The sequence below is a fragment of the Rhodobacterales bacterium HKCCA1288 genome (genome assembly GCA_015693905.1).
Taxonomy (GTDB): Bacteria; Pseudomonadota; Alphaproteobacteria; order Rhodobacterales; family Rhodobacteraceae; genus M30B80.
Window position 1 is genome coordinate 435,043 of sequence record CP065161.1, and the last position, 13,914, is coordinate 448,956.

A 13,914-nucleotide genomic window follows, 5' to 3' on the forward strand; every position below is an offset into this window, starting at 1 on the left:
TCAAAAAGTTTTTGCAATGATCGTTGCATAAAAATTTTTTTGTCAATATACATTTCGTGTGAGGACGAATCTAGCCCAGGGGAGGGGTGCTGGTATGAGTAACCGAGCAAGTGCAAACGGCACTGTGCGTCTAACTATGGCGCAGGCAATCGTGCGCTACATGGTTAATCAATTCACCATCATTGATGGCGAGGAGGTGCCGCTGTTTGCAGGGGTGTTCGGGATCTTTGGCCACGGTAACGTAACCTGCTTGGCCGAGGCGCTAGAGCGCGTTCAAGATCAGCTTCCCACATGGCGCGGGCAAAATGAACAATCCATGGCCTTGGCCGCGATTGCCTATGCCAAAGCAAAGAAACGCCGTCAGATCATGGTCGCGACCTCATCTGTCGGGCCAGGGGCCACGAATATGGTCACCGCTGCGGGTGTTGCGCATGCCAACCGCTTGCCCGTCTTGTTGTTGTCGGGCGACACCTATGTGAACCGCTTGCCCGATCCTGTGTTGCAGCAGGTCGAGCATTTCGGGGATCCAAGCATCACGGTGAACGACAGTTTCCGCGCTGTGACGCGCTATTGGGATCGGATCACCCATCCTGCGCAGATCATCCAATCCTTGCCTGCGGCTGTGGCCACGATGCTAGACCCTGCGGATTGTGGGCCGGCCTTCCTTGGTCTGCCGCAAGACACGCAGGAATTGGCCTATGATTATCCAGAGGCGTTTTTCGAACGGAAGGTTTGGACTATCGCCCGCCCACGCCCCTCGCGCGATCAGGTCGAGGCGGCGGTCGAGATCCTGAAAACCGCGAAGAATCCCTTCATCATCGCGGGGGGTGGGGTGCGCTATTCTGGGGCCGAGGCCGCGGTGGCTGATTTCGCGAAGCGCCGTGGTATCCCCATGGCTGAAACCATTGCGGGCAAGGGCGGCGTTGTGCATGACAACCCTGCCTATGCAGGCCCAATGGGGATTGAGGGCACCGAGGCCGCGCGGCAATTGGCCGAAACGGCGGATGTGGTGATTGCCATTGGCACCCGTCTGCAGGATTTCACGACAGGATCATGGACAACATTCCCGAAGGATGCGCGGTTTATCAATATCAACGCCGCGCGGTTTGATGCGCAGAAGCACCGCGCACAGGCCGTTGTGGGGGATGCGCTTGAGGCGATCACCGAGATTGATGCGCAATTAGGCGATTGGTCTGCCCCGTCTGCCCGTATGGCGCAGGCGCAAAAATGGTATGCCGAGTGGAATGATTTCTTGGACAAGGGCCAAGCGCCCACAAACCAGGCCGTGCCATCCTATGCGCAGGTCATCGGTGTTGTGAACCGCATGGCGCGCCCCGAAGATGTGATGGTGACAGCCGCAGGCGGCTTGCCCGGTGAAACGATCAAAAATTGGCGCTGCAAAGCACCGCACACCTATGATTGTGAATTCGGCTATTCCTGCATGGGCTATGAGGTTGCAGGGGGCTGGGGCCACGCGATGGCGATGGCAGGCAGCAAAGGCACACCCATCGTCATGGTCGGGGATGGGTCTTATATGATGATGAATTCCGACATCCATTCCTCGGTGATCTCAGGCCATAAGATGATTGTTATCGTCTGCGACAACGGTGGTTATGCAGTGATCAATCGTTTGCAGACCAATACGGGCGGGGCAGGGTTCAACAACCTGCTCAAGGATTGCCGCGTGAAAGACCCTGCCAATGTGCGCCATGTTGATTTTGCAAAACATGCCGAGGCCATGGGGGCCTATGCGCGCCATTGTGACAGCCTTGCTGATCTAGAGGCCGCGATGGAATGGGCACAGACCACCGATGCGACAACCGTGATTTCAATCGCCTCTGATGCCTATACTTGGACAGATGGCGGCGCGGATTGGTATGTCGGCGTGCCCGAAGTCAGCCCCCGTGAAAGCGTTCAAGCCGCCCGCAAGGGGCAAGAAGAATTCCGCAAAAAACAGCGGATTGGAGTGTAAACCTCATGTTGAAGGCCAAATTGGGCATTGCCCCGATTGCATGGTGGAATGACGACCTGCCTGAATTGTCAGATGACGTCAGCCTAGAGGAATGTCTGGCCCAAGCGTCCGAGGCAGGGTTTAGCGGCATGGAAACAGGCCGCCGCTTTCCAATGGATATGGCGGTTTTAGGCCCGATCTTGGATCGCTATCGGATCTCGGTTTGTGGCGGTTGGTTTTCGGGTGAATTGCTTGATGGGGATATCGAGCGCGAGAAAGATCGCATTGCAGAGCAAATGGCGTTTTTCAAAGCCGCAGGCGCGCCGTGCATCGTCTACGGGGAAACAGCGCGATCTGTGCAGGGTAAGCGCGAAGTGCCTTTGGCGCAAAAGCCAGTGATTAGCGAGGCCGAGATGGCCGCCTACGGGCGCAAGATGTCGGATTTTGCCGATTGGTGCGCGGCCCAAGGGATGCCGATTTCCTATCATCATCACATGGCCGCTGTGGTCGAAACCGAGTCTGAGCTTGATTTGTTTATGAAGCATTCCTCGGTTCCGCTGCTGTTTGATGCGGGGCATATGGCCTTTGCTGGCGGGGATAATCTGCGCGTCATCGACAATCATCACGCGCGGATAACCCATGTGCATACGAAGGATATTCGGAAAAATGTGATAAACACCCTTGACCGAAGCAGCGAAAGCTTTCTTGATGCTGTTGTTAAGGGGGCCTTCACAGTGCCAGGGGATGGGGATTTAGATTTTCATGCGATTGTTTCAGCGCTTGCAGGCCATGGATATGAGGGTTGGTTCGTGATCGAAGCCGAACAAGACCCCAAACCAAATCCGCCGAAGGAAATGGCCATCACGGGGCATAAGACCCTGATGGATGTCATGGCGCAGGCGCATTATGAGGTCATTGGATGAACCGTATTGACGGAAAAATTGCCGTCATAACGGGCGCAACCCAAGGTCTTGGGGCCGCGATTGCGCGCGTATTCGCACAAGCGGGGGCCGAGGGGCTTATTCTGGTCGGTCGTGATAGCGCTAAAGGTCAGCGCGTTTGCGATGAAATCGCGGGCGAATTTGGCACCCCATGCCACGTTGTGGGCGCGGATCTGGCCGATTTGGATGCGGTGCGTGGTATTATTCCCGCAGCCAAGGCGCATTTTGGCCGCGTGGATATTTTGGTCAATGCGGCAGGCATGACCGATCGTGGCAATCTGCTGAACACCAACGCCGCGCTGTTTGACAAGATGATTGCGGTTAACACCCGTGCGCCGTTTTTCTTGATGCAAGACGCCGTTTTGCTGATGCAAGAGGCAGGTGTCAAAGGCAGCATCGTCAATATTGGATCCGCATCTTCGCGGGTAGGGCAACCGTTTCTTGCGCCTTACGCGGTGTCAAAGGGTGCGCTTGCCACGCTGAGCCGCCATGCGGGCTTTGCCCTCATGCGCAATGGGGTGCGGGTGAACCAATTGGATATCGGATGGATGAACTCCGATGGCGAACGTGCCTTGCAAGAGGCGGAGACGGGAGATGCAGGCGCCCTTGATCGCGCCGCAAAAGAATTACCTTACGGAAGACTGCTTGACCCGGTGGAGGTGGCAAAAGCAGTTTTGTGGATGGCGTCAGACGATAGCGGGATGATGACGGGCTCTGTCATTCATTTCGATCAATCTGTCTGGGGCGGGTATGATGGACAGGCACCTGCGCCTGCCCATGCATTGGTGCCATGAGGAGGGGCCAAGCATGAGGGCGCGCCCGTAGGTGTTTCAAAGAATTCTGCCATAAGCGCAGAATAACAGCTCTTCGGAGCATATAACTTGGGAGGAAGACCATGAAAAAACTTATTCTCACCGCTGCAGCAGCTGCTTTGATGGCAGGTGCGGCACATGCTGAGCGTTATGTTATGATCACCCACACGCAGGGCACAGACCCGTTCTGGCCTGTGGTGGAAAAGGGTGGCCGTGATGCAGCCGAGGCTGTAGGTGCGACCCTTGAATATAACTTTGACGTATCTGGCGACATGGCTGCAATGGCGCAGCTGATCGAAGCCGCAGCAGCAACGCAGCCCGATGGAATCATCGTATCGCTGCCTGACGCAGACGCGCTCGGGCCAGCAATTCGTTCCGCTGTTGCCGATGGTATCCCTGTGATCACCATGAACTCGGGCCTCGAAGCATCTGCAGAGCTGGGTGCATTGATGCACGTAGGTCAGCCAGAGCGTTTGGCAGGTCAAAAGGCCGGTGAGCGCGCAGCAGCAGAAGGCGTGACCAACGGGCTTTGCTTGAACCAAGAAGCGTTCAACACCGCGCTTGTGGATCGTTGCACAGGCTACTTTGAAGGTATCGGCGGCGATCTGAACATGATTGACGTGTCAAACGACCCTGCACAGATCGAAACCCGCACCGCAGCGGCGCTGCAGGCAGACGCATCCATCGATGGCGTTTTGGCTGTTGGCCCACATGTCTGTGAAGCGGCAAACCGCGCGATCAAGGAAGTTGGCGCAGACGTGCATTTGGCATGTTTCGACCTTTCCCCTGGCGTGATGGACATGATCCAAGCAGGTGATGCGGCCTTCACAATCGACCAGCAGCAGCGTCTGCAGGGCTACATGCCTGTGATCGTCCTGCACCTCTACAACACAGGCGCAGGCCTGTTGCCTGGTGCGAACATCCCATCTGGCCCAGGCTTTGTGGATGCATCCAACGCGGCATCGGTTTCTGCACTCGCAGGCATCGATCGCTAAGTTTTGTGATCAGTCGAGACTTGAAACAGGCGGGATTTCCCGCCTGTTTTCACCCTCAAAATCCAAATAAAAACAGGATGTGAGATATGGCCGATCGAAGCGAAGCGAACAGGCTTCAACAAGAAACTGCCTTTCAAAAAATCTTACGCCGTCCCGAGATCGGCTCTTTCGTGGTGATGATTATCATCATTGCGGCCTTGGCGATTGCCTCGGATGGTAAGGCGTTTAACCCCTTGGGTCTGAAAAATAACATCGCGATTATTGCCCAATATGGGATCATTGCCACGGGGGCCGCTGTGTTGATGATTGCAGGCGAATTTGACCTGTCAATCGGTTCGATGATTGGCTTTGCGGGCATGTCGATGGCGATGATGCTGAAATGGGGTTTGCCCTTTGGTCTGGGCGAAGCAACCCCTGCCGCAGCGTTTTTCATCACCCTTGCGATGACATTAGGGATCGGTTGGGTGATTGGCATGATCGTTGTGCGATCTGGCCTCTCGAGCTTCATTGTGACCTTGGCGTTTTTGTTTTTCTTGCGCGGGGTTACCGAAGTTAGCTTCCGCCTGATCAACCAATCGACCCAAATCTCGGGTTTGCAAGATTTCAAACTGGAAAGCTGGTTCGCCGACATCATGGGCGGCGAGGTGTTCGGGTGGTTCTATGATATTTGGTTCGCGCTTGGCGGTAATCTTAACCGCAATGGCGAACAATGGGTTCACGGGTTTGACGCGCGGTTTTTCTGGTGGATTGTGATCGCGGGCGTGTCTTATTTCGTGCTCAGCCGCACCCAAATCGGCAACTGGATTTACGCGACAGGCGACAACAAAGAGGCCGCGCGCGCCAATGGTGTGCCAGTCGACAAGGTAAAAGTGGGCCTGTTCATGTTCACCGCCTTTTGCGCCACGATGTTTGCCGCATGTCAGGTGTATGACACCAACACATCAGATGCCGCCAAAGGCAATTTGATGGAATTGTTCGCGATTGCCATCGCGGTTGTAGGTGGCACACTGATGACGGGCGGGTTTGGATCCATCCTTGGCGTGGTCTTTGGGGCGATCACCGTTGGCCTTGTGGCGAATGCGGTGTTCTTCATTCCTGCTATCGATGGCGCATGGTTCCGCGTTTTCCTTGGCGGTATCCTGCTTGCTGCGGTTTTCGCCAATGAGCGTATCCGCAAGCGTATCACGGGAGGGATTTAACCATGGCTGAACCATATCTTCGCGTAGAAAATCTGGTCAAACGCTTTGGCCCTTTCACGGCCCTCGGTGGCGTTGACCTTGAGGTCTTTCCAGGTGAGGTGCATTGCCTGTTGGGGGATAACGGGGCGGGTAAATCGACCCTGATTAAAACCCTTGCAGGTGTTCACCAACCCACCGAAGGCAAAATCTATATCGAAGGGAAACCTGTTACCTTCCGCTCGCCGCGGGATGCCTCTGCGGCTGGCATTGGCACAGTGTATCAGGATTTGGCCCTGAACCCGTTGATGAGCGTCACCCGTAATTTCTTTATGGGTCGTGAATTGACGGGGCCGCTTGGCAGCTTGCGCATGAATGAAATGAACAAGATTGCGCATGATGAGATGCTGAAAATCGGTATTGATTTCTCTGACCCCACGCAGGCGGTTGGCACAATGTCGGGCGGTCAGCGTCAGACATTGGCGATTGCGCGCGCGATTTATTTCGGGGCCAAGGTTCTGATCTTGGATGAACCAACATCAGCGCTTGGTCAGCGTCAGCAGATGGGTGTTTTGAAAACAATCAAACGCGTCCGCGCACGCGGGGATATTGCGATTATTTTCATCACGCATAACGAAATCCATTCGCGTCTGGTGGGGGATCGCTACACGTTCCTTGCGCTTGGTAAAACGATTGGGGCGGGCACCGCTACCGAGATCGGTGACAAGGAAATGCGCCGCTTGATGTCAGGGGGCGCAGAGATGGGCGACCTTAAGGCAGAGCTAGACGTGATCTAATCTCGCTGTAACTGACAGCAGGGGCCGTGCGCGGCCTCTGCATCCGCGGGGTCATGTGTGACCAAAACCGCAGGAATATTGCGCGCGCGGATATGTGCAAAAACAAAGCGGCGCATCTCATCTCGCAATTCCATGTCCAAGGCGGAAAAAGGCTCGTCCATCAACAGCGCGCGCGGCTCTGCCAAGAGGCTGCGCATCAGGCTGGCACGGGATTTTTGGCCGCCTGAAAGGGTGTCTGGGTCTGCCTCATAGAGGCCCGCAAGGCCCGCTGTCTCAAGGGCTGCCTCTATGCCTGCGCGGCGCGCGGTGCGGTCGGCGCTTGCCCGCAGACCAAAGGCAAGATTGTCACCAAGGCTGAGATGGGGAAAAAGGCACGGATCTTGAAAAATCATGCCCACCCCGCGTGTTTCGGGGGTAAGGGCGGCTAGGTCTTGCCCCTCAAGGGTCATATGACCAGTCGCCGTGACGGATGGATCAAGATGGCCTGCGATCGCCGCCAAAAGGGTGGATTTTCCGATGCCAGATGGCCCCATGATCGTGGCAACCTCGCCACGCGCAACACTCAGGCTGAGGGGCTGAAACAGCCTCCGTTTCCCAATGCTGAGGCTTAGGTCTCTGATCTCTAGGCTCATGTCACCCTCGCTTGCATCGCGCGTCTGTTGCGCCAAACATAGCGCGGGGTCAAGAAGGCCAGCAGATAGACCAACAGGGGCAGCGCGGCCTGAAGGCTGCCATAAACCCCTGTGATCCTGCGATCCCCGCCTGAGGCGAGCGTGACCGCCTCAGTGGTGATCGTAGCAACCCTGCCGCCGCCCACAAAGAGGGTCGGCAGATATTGCGCAATGGAAACGGCAAAGCCAACTGCCATGGCCACCATGATTGCCCGAAGCATCAAGGGAAGTTTCACAGCGAAAAACCGCCGCCACGGCCCTGCGCCAAGTGCGGCTGCCGCCTGTGAAACCCTGCGATCTAGTGCGCGCCACGGATCGAGCAGCATCAACAAAATATAGGGATAAACGAACAAAATATGCGCCCAAATCACGGGCGCCACCCCTGCCGTGATGCCAAGTTTCAGCGCGGCAATATTCACCCCATAAAGAAACCCAATTTGGGGCATCAACAGCGGGGTGTATATCAGCGGCAAAAGGATAGGTTTCGCCAATTTGTTGGGCAAATGATCCACCGCCTCGAGTGTCAGAAGCGCAAGCGGTGTTGCGATTGTCAGACTGATCACTGCGATCTCAAGGCTTGTCTGAAGGGGCGCAGCCCAATCGCCGCTTTGCCATGCCCTGAGGGATAGGGATTGTGGAAAAACATCAGGCCAAACCCAACGCCATGTGATCGACCACAAAAGCAAGCCCACAATGCCGAGCAGACCCAACCCCATGATCCCGCGCGGCAGGGGCGTGGTCCATGACAGGGGTATCCGCGTTCCCCCACGCCGCCCCATGCGCGCCTCGGCCTTGGCAAGTCGCATCATGCCGCGCTCACATAACCATAGGCTGAGACAGGCCAAGGCAATCAGTGCGATTTGAACCATAGCCCCCGCAAATGCGGGCAATAGCAGCGTCAAATCAGGCGCGATGAACAGGCGCGTGACTAAGACGGCGAAGGTTGGCGGCGCATTCGGCCCCAAGATCAAGGCCATATCCACCACAGATAGCCCGTAAGCCAACACTACCATCACAGGCAGTCGGATCAGCGGGTAAAGCTGCGGCAAGATCAGCAGCGCCCAAATGCGCAGCGTGCCATAGCCAAGGCTTGCCCCGATTTGGCGCGTGCGGGTCACGGGCAATTGCGCCATGGCGCTGGCGATAGCGATGACCAAAAAGGGGGTTTCTTTGATCACTAAGCCAAGGATCAATGCAAACCCCGCAGGATCATTCACCAAGGCCAGATCTGGGGGGCGCTCAAAGCCCAAAAGGGGCGTAAGCGCGCGCATGATCCACCCCGAAGGCGCAATCAAGAATGCAAGGCCAAGGGCGATTGCAGCGTGGGGAATGGCCAATAGCGGGGCTAAGATACGGCTTTCCCCCCCGCCTTGCGCCACGAAGATCAGCGCAAGCAACAGTGAGATGGCCGTGGCCACCCCCCCTGTTTGCAGCGACAGACCAAGCGCGCCCCAAAACTCGGGCACCGCCATCAAGCGCTGATAGGGCGCAAATGTCAGGTGATCTGCGCCAATCGCGGGGAAAAAGCCCAAACTGGCCGCAAGGCCAATGGCAAAGCCCGCGACAATCGGGGCCAAGACCAAGGCCGCCGCCGCGCTGAACACACCGATAGATGCGCCACGCCCCATCAGCGTGCGTAGCGCGCCGCCCAATCTTCAGCGATGGCGGTCATCCAGCTGGCATGGGGTTCAAGCAAGGTTGGCCCCAGATCGGCCAGTTCGGGCAAGGCGGGGCTTTGTGGAAGGTCTGCAAAAAACGCTGCCGCTTCGGCATCCATCAGCGCGGGGTCAAGCACGGAAAACGCGCCGAGATTGTCGATATTTTGCATATGCGCCTGCGCTTCGGGCGATAACAGGAAATCTGCCACAACCTGCGCCCCGTCAACATGGGCCGCGTTATAGGGGATCGCCACAAAACTGATATTTCCAAGCGTTCCCCCCTCGGGCACAAAAACGCGGGCCGTGTCGGGCAAAAGCCCCAAATTGATGGCCGCTGCCGCATAGCTTGGGTCAAAGGACATGGTGATATCGATTTCGCCATCGTTCAAAAGGCGCGCTTGGATCGACTCGTTTTCAGGGAATGTTTCACCCTCCCGCCACATCAAGGGGCGCAAGGCATCATACCATGCCCAAAGGGGGGCAGTGAGGGCGGCATAATCCGCCTCGCTCACAGGGTTTTGCAGGATGGCGGGGGTATCAACCAAACTGATCAAAGCCTGTTTTAGAAAACTGGCCCCCATGAAATTGGCAGGATCGGGATGGGTAAAGCGGCCGGGATTGTCACGCGCCCAATCAAGCAATTCGCCCATAGAGTGTGGCGGGTTCGGAACGCGGGCGCTGTCATGGATGAACACAAATTTGGCCAAGCGCCATGGGGCCTCTAGCCCATCAACGGGAACGGTAAAATCAACCGATGCAGGCGCATCAGGCGACAGGTCAACAAAGCGCGCATTTGGCAGGCGTTGAACAAAGGGGCCAAACAGCAAATCTTGCTCTTTCATCGCTAGAAAATTTGGGCCGTTGATCCAGATCAGATCAACCGCGCCGCCCGTGTTCTGACCTGCGGCACGTTCTGAGAGAACCCTTGTCACGGCCTCTGCCGTGTCGGTCAGCGGCACATGCTCGACCGCGATACCAAACCGCGCCTGCATCTGCGCATCGACCCAATCAATATAGCTGTTCGTGCGTGGATCACCGCCCCAAGCATGCCAATACACAGTCTGCCCGCGCGCGGCATCCACTGTCTCTTGCCATGTTTGCGCATGGGTTTGTGTAGCCATCATAAGGGCCAGTATCGGCAAAAGGCGTTTGATCATGAGGTCTCTCTCTCAATGCGTGTTCGGTGAAAAAGCCACCCATGCCGCGATGAGGCGGGTGAGTGTTGTAATGGCGCAGGCCGCTGCAAAAATAAACGCAAAGGCAGGGAAGGCCATGGGGAAAAGGCAAAAGACCACAAATGCGGCAATTGTTTCGGCCCCTTCGGTCAGGCCGCCCAAGTAATAGAACCCTTTTTGCGGAAAGGCTGAAGAATGCAACCCGCGTTTCGCGGCAATCACCGCATAAGCCATAAATGACACGCCCGTACCAATGAAACTGGCCAATAAGAGCGCAGCAGGCAGGGCGTTGCGAGTCGGGTCGAAGAGCGCAAACCCAATTGGGATGCTCGCGTAAAAGAGAAAATCAAGCGCGATATCCAAAAACGCGCCTCGATCTGTTGGCCCCGCGATCCGCGCCACAGCCCCATCCAACCCGTCACAAAGGCGGTTGAGCAGGATGAACATAAGACCCAACCCAAAGTGCCCCATTGCAAGCGCAGGCAGGGCGCACAGCCCCAGAGCAAAGCCAAACAAACTGATCTGATCTGCACTGATATTGGCCTTATACAAAGCTTCGGCAAAGGGGCGGGTCAGGCGGCGTTGTAGGGGCAATAGGCGGGCATCGATCATTTTCCGAGCCTCCAGTCGTGAAACCGCTGCAGCAGCGTAAGGGCGCGGGGGTTCACGCGTGCTTTGCGCCAATTCCCTGCGACATATTTATTCGCCTCTGCGAGGGTTGGATAAATGTGAATGGTGCCCAAGATTTTGTTCAGCCCAAGCCCGTGTTTCATGGCCAAGGTGAATTCGGCCAAGAGATTTCCCGCCTCGGCCCCGATAATCGTGGCCCCAAGAATGCGATCACTGCCTTTTGCAGTCAGCACCTTTACAAACCCCTTTCTGGTGCCATCGGCAATGGCGCGGTCAAGATCATCGAGATCATAGCGCGTGACCTCATAAGCCACGCCCTTGGTTTGGGCCTCACTTTCGGACAGGCCAACGCGGGCGATTTCGGGATCGGTGAAAATTGCAAAAGGAATAGTGCGATAATCGGCTTTGCTGCGCTTAATATCCCCAAACATCGCGTTTACGGCGGCGTAATAGGCCTCGTGGCTTGCCGTATGGGTGAATTGATAAGGGCCTGCGACATCGCCTGCGGCGAGGATATTGGGGAAAAGGGTTTGCAAATAGTCATTCGTGTCGACCTTGCGATCTGTGACAATCCCCAGTTCCTCAAGGCCAAACCCTGTTAGGCGCGGGCTGCGCCCGACTGCCACCAAAAGATCATCGGCCAGGATCACCTCACGGCCCTCTGGCCCTTCGATTTCCACGGCAATCTGATCACCCGCACGGCTCACGGATTGCGCCGTTGAGCTTGTTTTGACGGCAACCCCATCGCCCTCTATCGCGGCAAGAAGGGCGGCGCTGACCTCCTCATCTTCGCGCGCCAAAAGCCGCGGCGCGCGTTCGATTTGTGTGACCTGAACCCCAAGCCGTGCGAAACTTTGCGCCAATTCGCAGCCAATCGGCCCACCCCCTAAAACCACCATGGATTGTGGGGCGGTGTCACGGGTTTTCATCTCTGACCATAATGTGTCAGAGGTCAGATAGGGCACTTCGGACAGGCCCTTGATGGGGGGGATGGTCGGGGATGCGCCCGTGGCCACGATGATCGCGCGGGTGGATAAGGTTGTGACGCTGCCATCATTTTGCGTGATCTCAACATGCCAAGGGTCACGGATGCGGGCATAGCCTTTGATCACTTCGACCCCCAAACCCTCGTAACGCTCTACGCTGTCATGGGGCGCGATGGTTTCAATCACCTCATGAATGCGGGCCATGACGCGCGAGAAGTCCACCTTGGGGGGCGCTGCGATGAGGCCATATTCCTCGGCATGGGCAATGTCATGGGCGCGCTTGGCGGATTTGATCAATGCCTTAGAGGGGACGCAGCCAAAATTGAGGCAATCCCCCCCCATTTCTCCGGCCTCAACCAAGGTGACCTTGGCCTTGACTGCAGCGGCGATATAGGCCGAAACAAGACCAGCTGCGCCTGCGCCAATCACGATCAGATTGCGATCAAAACGGGCAGGGCGCGTATAGGGGCGATAGGCGCGATAGCGTTTGGTGCGCGCAATCGCAAATTTTGCAATCCATGGAAAAAGGCCAAGCGCTGCAAAAGATCCAATCAGCGCGGGCGACAGAATATCAGCAACGGCTGTGATTGTTGCCAATTGCGTCCCTGCGTTCACATAAACGGCCGTTCCTGCAAGCATCCCCAGTTGGCTTACTCCGTAAAAGGTCAAGGCCTTCATCGGCGATAGGCCCATCACTAGATTAACAACGAAAAAGGGCACAATCGGCACAAGGCGCAAGGTGAAGAGGTAAAAGGCCCCATCTTGTACAAGCCCGCGATTGACGCCCTCAAGCCGCGCGCCAAATCGGGCCATAACCCAATCCCGCGCCAGATAGCGGGCGGTGAGAAAGGCCAAGGTCGCCCCAAGGGATGCGGCAAAGGACACCATCAACAACGCCGACCAAAAGCCGAAAATTGCGCCAGCCCCCAAGGTCATCCAAACCGCCAAAGGCAAAGACAGCGCGGTGACCGCCACATAGATCAGGAAATAGAGGCCCCATAAAAGCCCTGCATTTTGGTCGCGCCACATTTGCGCGCCATCCACAAAGCCGCGCAGCCCCTCTAGGGATAAATCAAGCGCGGATAGAGCCCAAAACCCTAAGACAATCAGCACCACCAAAAATGCGGCTATAGCGCGTTTTTTCATCGTGGTCCCCTTAGCCTCATTCGACAGCGTTTCACCGCTTTTGACGAAGAATTCCGCGCGCGCCTAGTCTTATTTCTTTCCCTCACACCCATGTGAGAGGGCGTTACCGCATGACCAAAACGGGGGCCTTGCAGGATTGGATCATCTGCGTGGTGGTTGAACCGATCATCAATTGGCGCACACGGCTGTGGCCATAGGCCCCCATCACCAAGAGATCATGGGCAGCGCCACTGCTGCTGTCACTGTCACAGAGCCGCGCAAGCAGGTGCTCGGGCTCGCCCGCCTCGATCAGGATGTCAGCGCCCATGCCTGCCGCGGTCAGACGATTTTTTGCCGCCTCAAGCGCCGTGATCTGTTCGGCGCTTGGTGTTCCCGCAAAAACCAAAGTGACGGCGCGCTTTGAAAACGCGGGCAAAGTGGCGACATAATCGACTGCCTTTGTGGCAGAGACCCCACCATCAAATGCGATCAAAAGTTTAGAAATAGGGGCAAAGCTGCGATTGGCGATGAAGACGGGGCGGTGCGCGCTGCGCAAAATCCGTTCTAGGTTTGACCCCAAATGCGCCATGGCGTGGCTTGCAGCCTCGCCACGTTTGCCGATCATGATCATTTCAGCCGCTTGTTCTTTGTCAGCCACCGTATCGACAAGATCCCCCTGCCGCAGGCGGGTTTCGACCTCGACCCCCTCGGCGCTGATAAGGGCAGCGGCATCCTCTAGCACAGCGCGGCCTTGCTCTTGGGCCAATTTCGCGCGGGCTTCGTCCATTTGTGACAGCTCGGCCAAAAGGCGGCTGCGCGCACCAAGTCGAATTGCGCCGCTATAATCTCCCCGATCATGCCCCGACCGGCGACCTAAGATGTGATAAAGCTTGACCTTCCACGCGTTCTGCCCCGCGATCCATGCTGCGTAATGGCACAGGCTTTCGGAATAGGCCGAGGCATCCACAAGCGCCATCAGGTTTGGTTTATCGGTCATC

12 protein-coding genes are annotated in these 13,914 nt (G+C 56.7%); 6 read left to right on the forward strand and 6 right to left on the reverse strand.

The annotated features are described in order from the left end of the window. Nucleotides 1–136 precede the first annotated feature (136 nt). The 6 genes from iolD (at nt 137) to I3V23_02205 (ending at nt 6,671) form a co-directional block, all read left to right on the forward strand. Nucleotides 137–1,972, forward strand: coding sequence for a 3D-(3,5/4)-trihydroxycyclohexane-1,2-dione acylhydrolase (decyclizing) (gene iolD, locus I3V23_02180; GenBank protein QPI86645.1), 1,836 nt, complete (start codon nt 137–139; stop codon nt 1,970–1,972). An 8-nt stretch (nt 1,973–1,980) separates the two neighbouring features. Beyond that, nucleotides 1,981–2,874 (forward strand): myo-inosose-2 dehydratase, encoded by an 894-nt coding sequence (iolE, locus tag I3V23_02185; protein ID QPI86646.1) that lies wholly within the window; start codon nt 1,981–1,983, stop codon nt 2,872–2,874. After that, nucleotides 2,871–3,686 carry an SDR family oxidoreductase gene (locus I3V23_02190; GenBank protein ID QPI85825.1) on the forward strand — a complete coding sequence of 272 codons (816 nt, stop codon included), beginning with the start codon at nt 2,871–2,873 and terminating at the stop codon, nt 3,684–3,686. The genes iolE and I3V23_02190 overlap by 4 nt, the downstream gene beginning before the upstream one ends. A 101-nt stretch (nt 3,687–3,787) precedes the next feature. Then, nucleotides 3,788–4,699, forward strand: a complete 912-nt coding sequence (locus tag I3V23_02195; GenBank protein QPI85826.1) for a sugar ABC transporter substrate-binding protein — start codon at nt 3,788–3,790, stop codon at nt 4,697–4,699. Between the two features lie 86 nt (nt 4,700–4,785). Further along, entirely contained in the window at nt 4,786–5,898 is a 1,113-nt protein-coding gene (locus I3V23_02200; GenBank protein ID QPI85827.1) for an ABC transporter permease, read from the forward strand. A 2-nt stretch (nt 5,899–5,900) separates the two neighbouring features. Further along, nucleotides 5,901–6,671, forward strand: coding sequence for a sugar ABC transporter ATP-binding protein (locus I3V23_02205; GenBank protein ID QPI85828.1), 771 nt, complete (start codon nt 5,901–5,903; stop codon nt 6,669–6,671). Here I3V23_02205 and I3V23_02210 read toward each other — a convergent pair. From I3V23_02210 to I3V23_02235, 6 genes are all read right to left on the reverse strand, one after another. After that, complete coding sequence (locus I3V23_02210; protein QPI85829.1) at nt 6,668–7,303, reverse strand: ATP-binding cassette domain-containing protein; 636 nt, start codon at nt 7,301–7,303, stop codon at nt 6,668–6,670. The genes I3V23_02205 and I3V23_02210 overlap by 4 nt on opposite strands. Beyond that, entirely contained in the window at nt 7,300–8,970 is a 1,671-nt protein-coding gene (locus I3V23_02215) for an ABC transporter permease subunit (GenBank protein QPI85830.1), read from the reverse strand. The genes I3V23_02210 and I3V23_02215 overlap by 4 nt, the downstream gene beginning before the upstream one ends. Beyond that, nucleotides 8,970–10,157: an ABC transporter substrate-binding protein gene (locus I3V23_02220; protein QPI85831.1), complete on the reverse strand. Its 1,188-nt coding sequence runs from the start codon at nt 10,155–10,157 to the stop codon at nt 8,970–8,972. The genes I3V23_02215 and I3V23_02220 overlap by 1 nt, the downstream gene beginning before the upstream one ends. A gap of 12 nt (nt 10,158–10,169) precedes the next feature. Continuing rightward, nucleotides 10,170–10,787 (reverse strand): CDP-alcohol phosphatidyltransferase family protein, encoded by a 618-nt coding sequence (locus I3V23_02225; protein QPI85832.1) that lies wholly within the window; start codon nt 10,785–10,787, stop codon nt 10,170–10,172. Further along, entirely contained in the window at nt 10,784–12,937 is a 2,154-nt protein-coding gene (locus tag I3V23_02230) for an FAD-dependent oxidoreductase (protein QPI85833.1), read from the reverse strand. The genes I3V23_02225 and I3V23_02230 overlap by 4 nt, the downstream gene beginning before the upstream one ends. 103 nt (nt 12,938–13,040) lie before the next feature. After that, nucleotides 13,041–13,913 carry a universal stress protein gene (locus I3V23_02235; protein ID QPI85834.1) on the reverse strand — a complete coding sequence of 291 codons (873 nt, stop codon included), beginning with the start codon at nt 13,911–13,913 and terminating at the stop codon, nt 13,041–13,043. Between the last annotated feature and the right edge of the window lies 1 nt (nt 13,914).

Excerpts from the sequence above, each read along its gene's own strand:
- I3V23_02220 (QPI85831.1), bottom strand. The coding sequence starts at position 10,157 with ATGATCAAACGCCTTTTGCCGATACTGGCCCTTATGATGGCTACACAA.
- I3V23_02230 (QPI85833.1), bottom strand. The coding sequence starts at position 12,937 with ATGAAAAAACGCGCTATAGCCGCATTTTTGGTGGTGCTGATTGTCTTA.
- I3V23_02210 (QPI85829.1), bottom strand. The coding sequence starts at position 7,303 with ATGAGCCTAGAGATCAGAGACCTAAGCCTCAGCATTGGGAAACGGAGG.
- iolD (QPI86645.1), top strand. The coding sequence starts at position 137 with ATGGCGCAGGCAATCGTGCGCTACATGGTTAATCAATTCACCATCATT.
- I3V23_02195 (QPI85826.1), top strand. The coding sequence starts at position 3,788 with ATGAAAAAACTTATTCTCACCGCTGCAGCAGCTGCTTTGATGGCAGGT.
- I3V23_02215 (QPI85830.1), bottom strand. The coding sequence starts at position 8,970 with ATGGGGCGTGGCGCATCTATCGGTGTGTTCAGCGCGGCGGCGGCCTTG.
- I3V23_02205 (QPI85828.1), top strand. The coding sequence starts at position 5,901 with ATGGCTGAACCATATCTTCGCGTAGAAAATCTGGTCAAACGCTTTGGC.
- I3V23_02235 (QPI85834.1), bottom strand. The coding sequence starts at position 13,913 with ATGACCGATAAACCAAACCTGATGGCGCTTGTGGATGCCTCGGCCTAT.
- I3V23_02225 (QPI85832.1), bottom strand. The coding sequence starts at position 10,787 with ATGATCGATGCCCGCCTATTGCCCCTACAACGCCGCCTGACCCGCCCC.
- I3V23_02190 (QPI85825.1), top strand. The coding sequence starts at position 2,871 with ATGAACCGTATTGACGGAAAAATTGCCGTCATAACGGGCGCAACCCAA.
- I3V23_02200 (QPI85827.1), top strand. The coding sequence starts at position 4,786 with ATGGCCGATCGAAGCGAAGCGAACAGGCTTCAACAAGAAACTGCCTTT.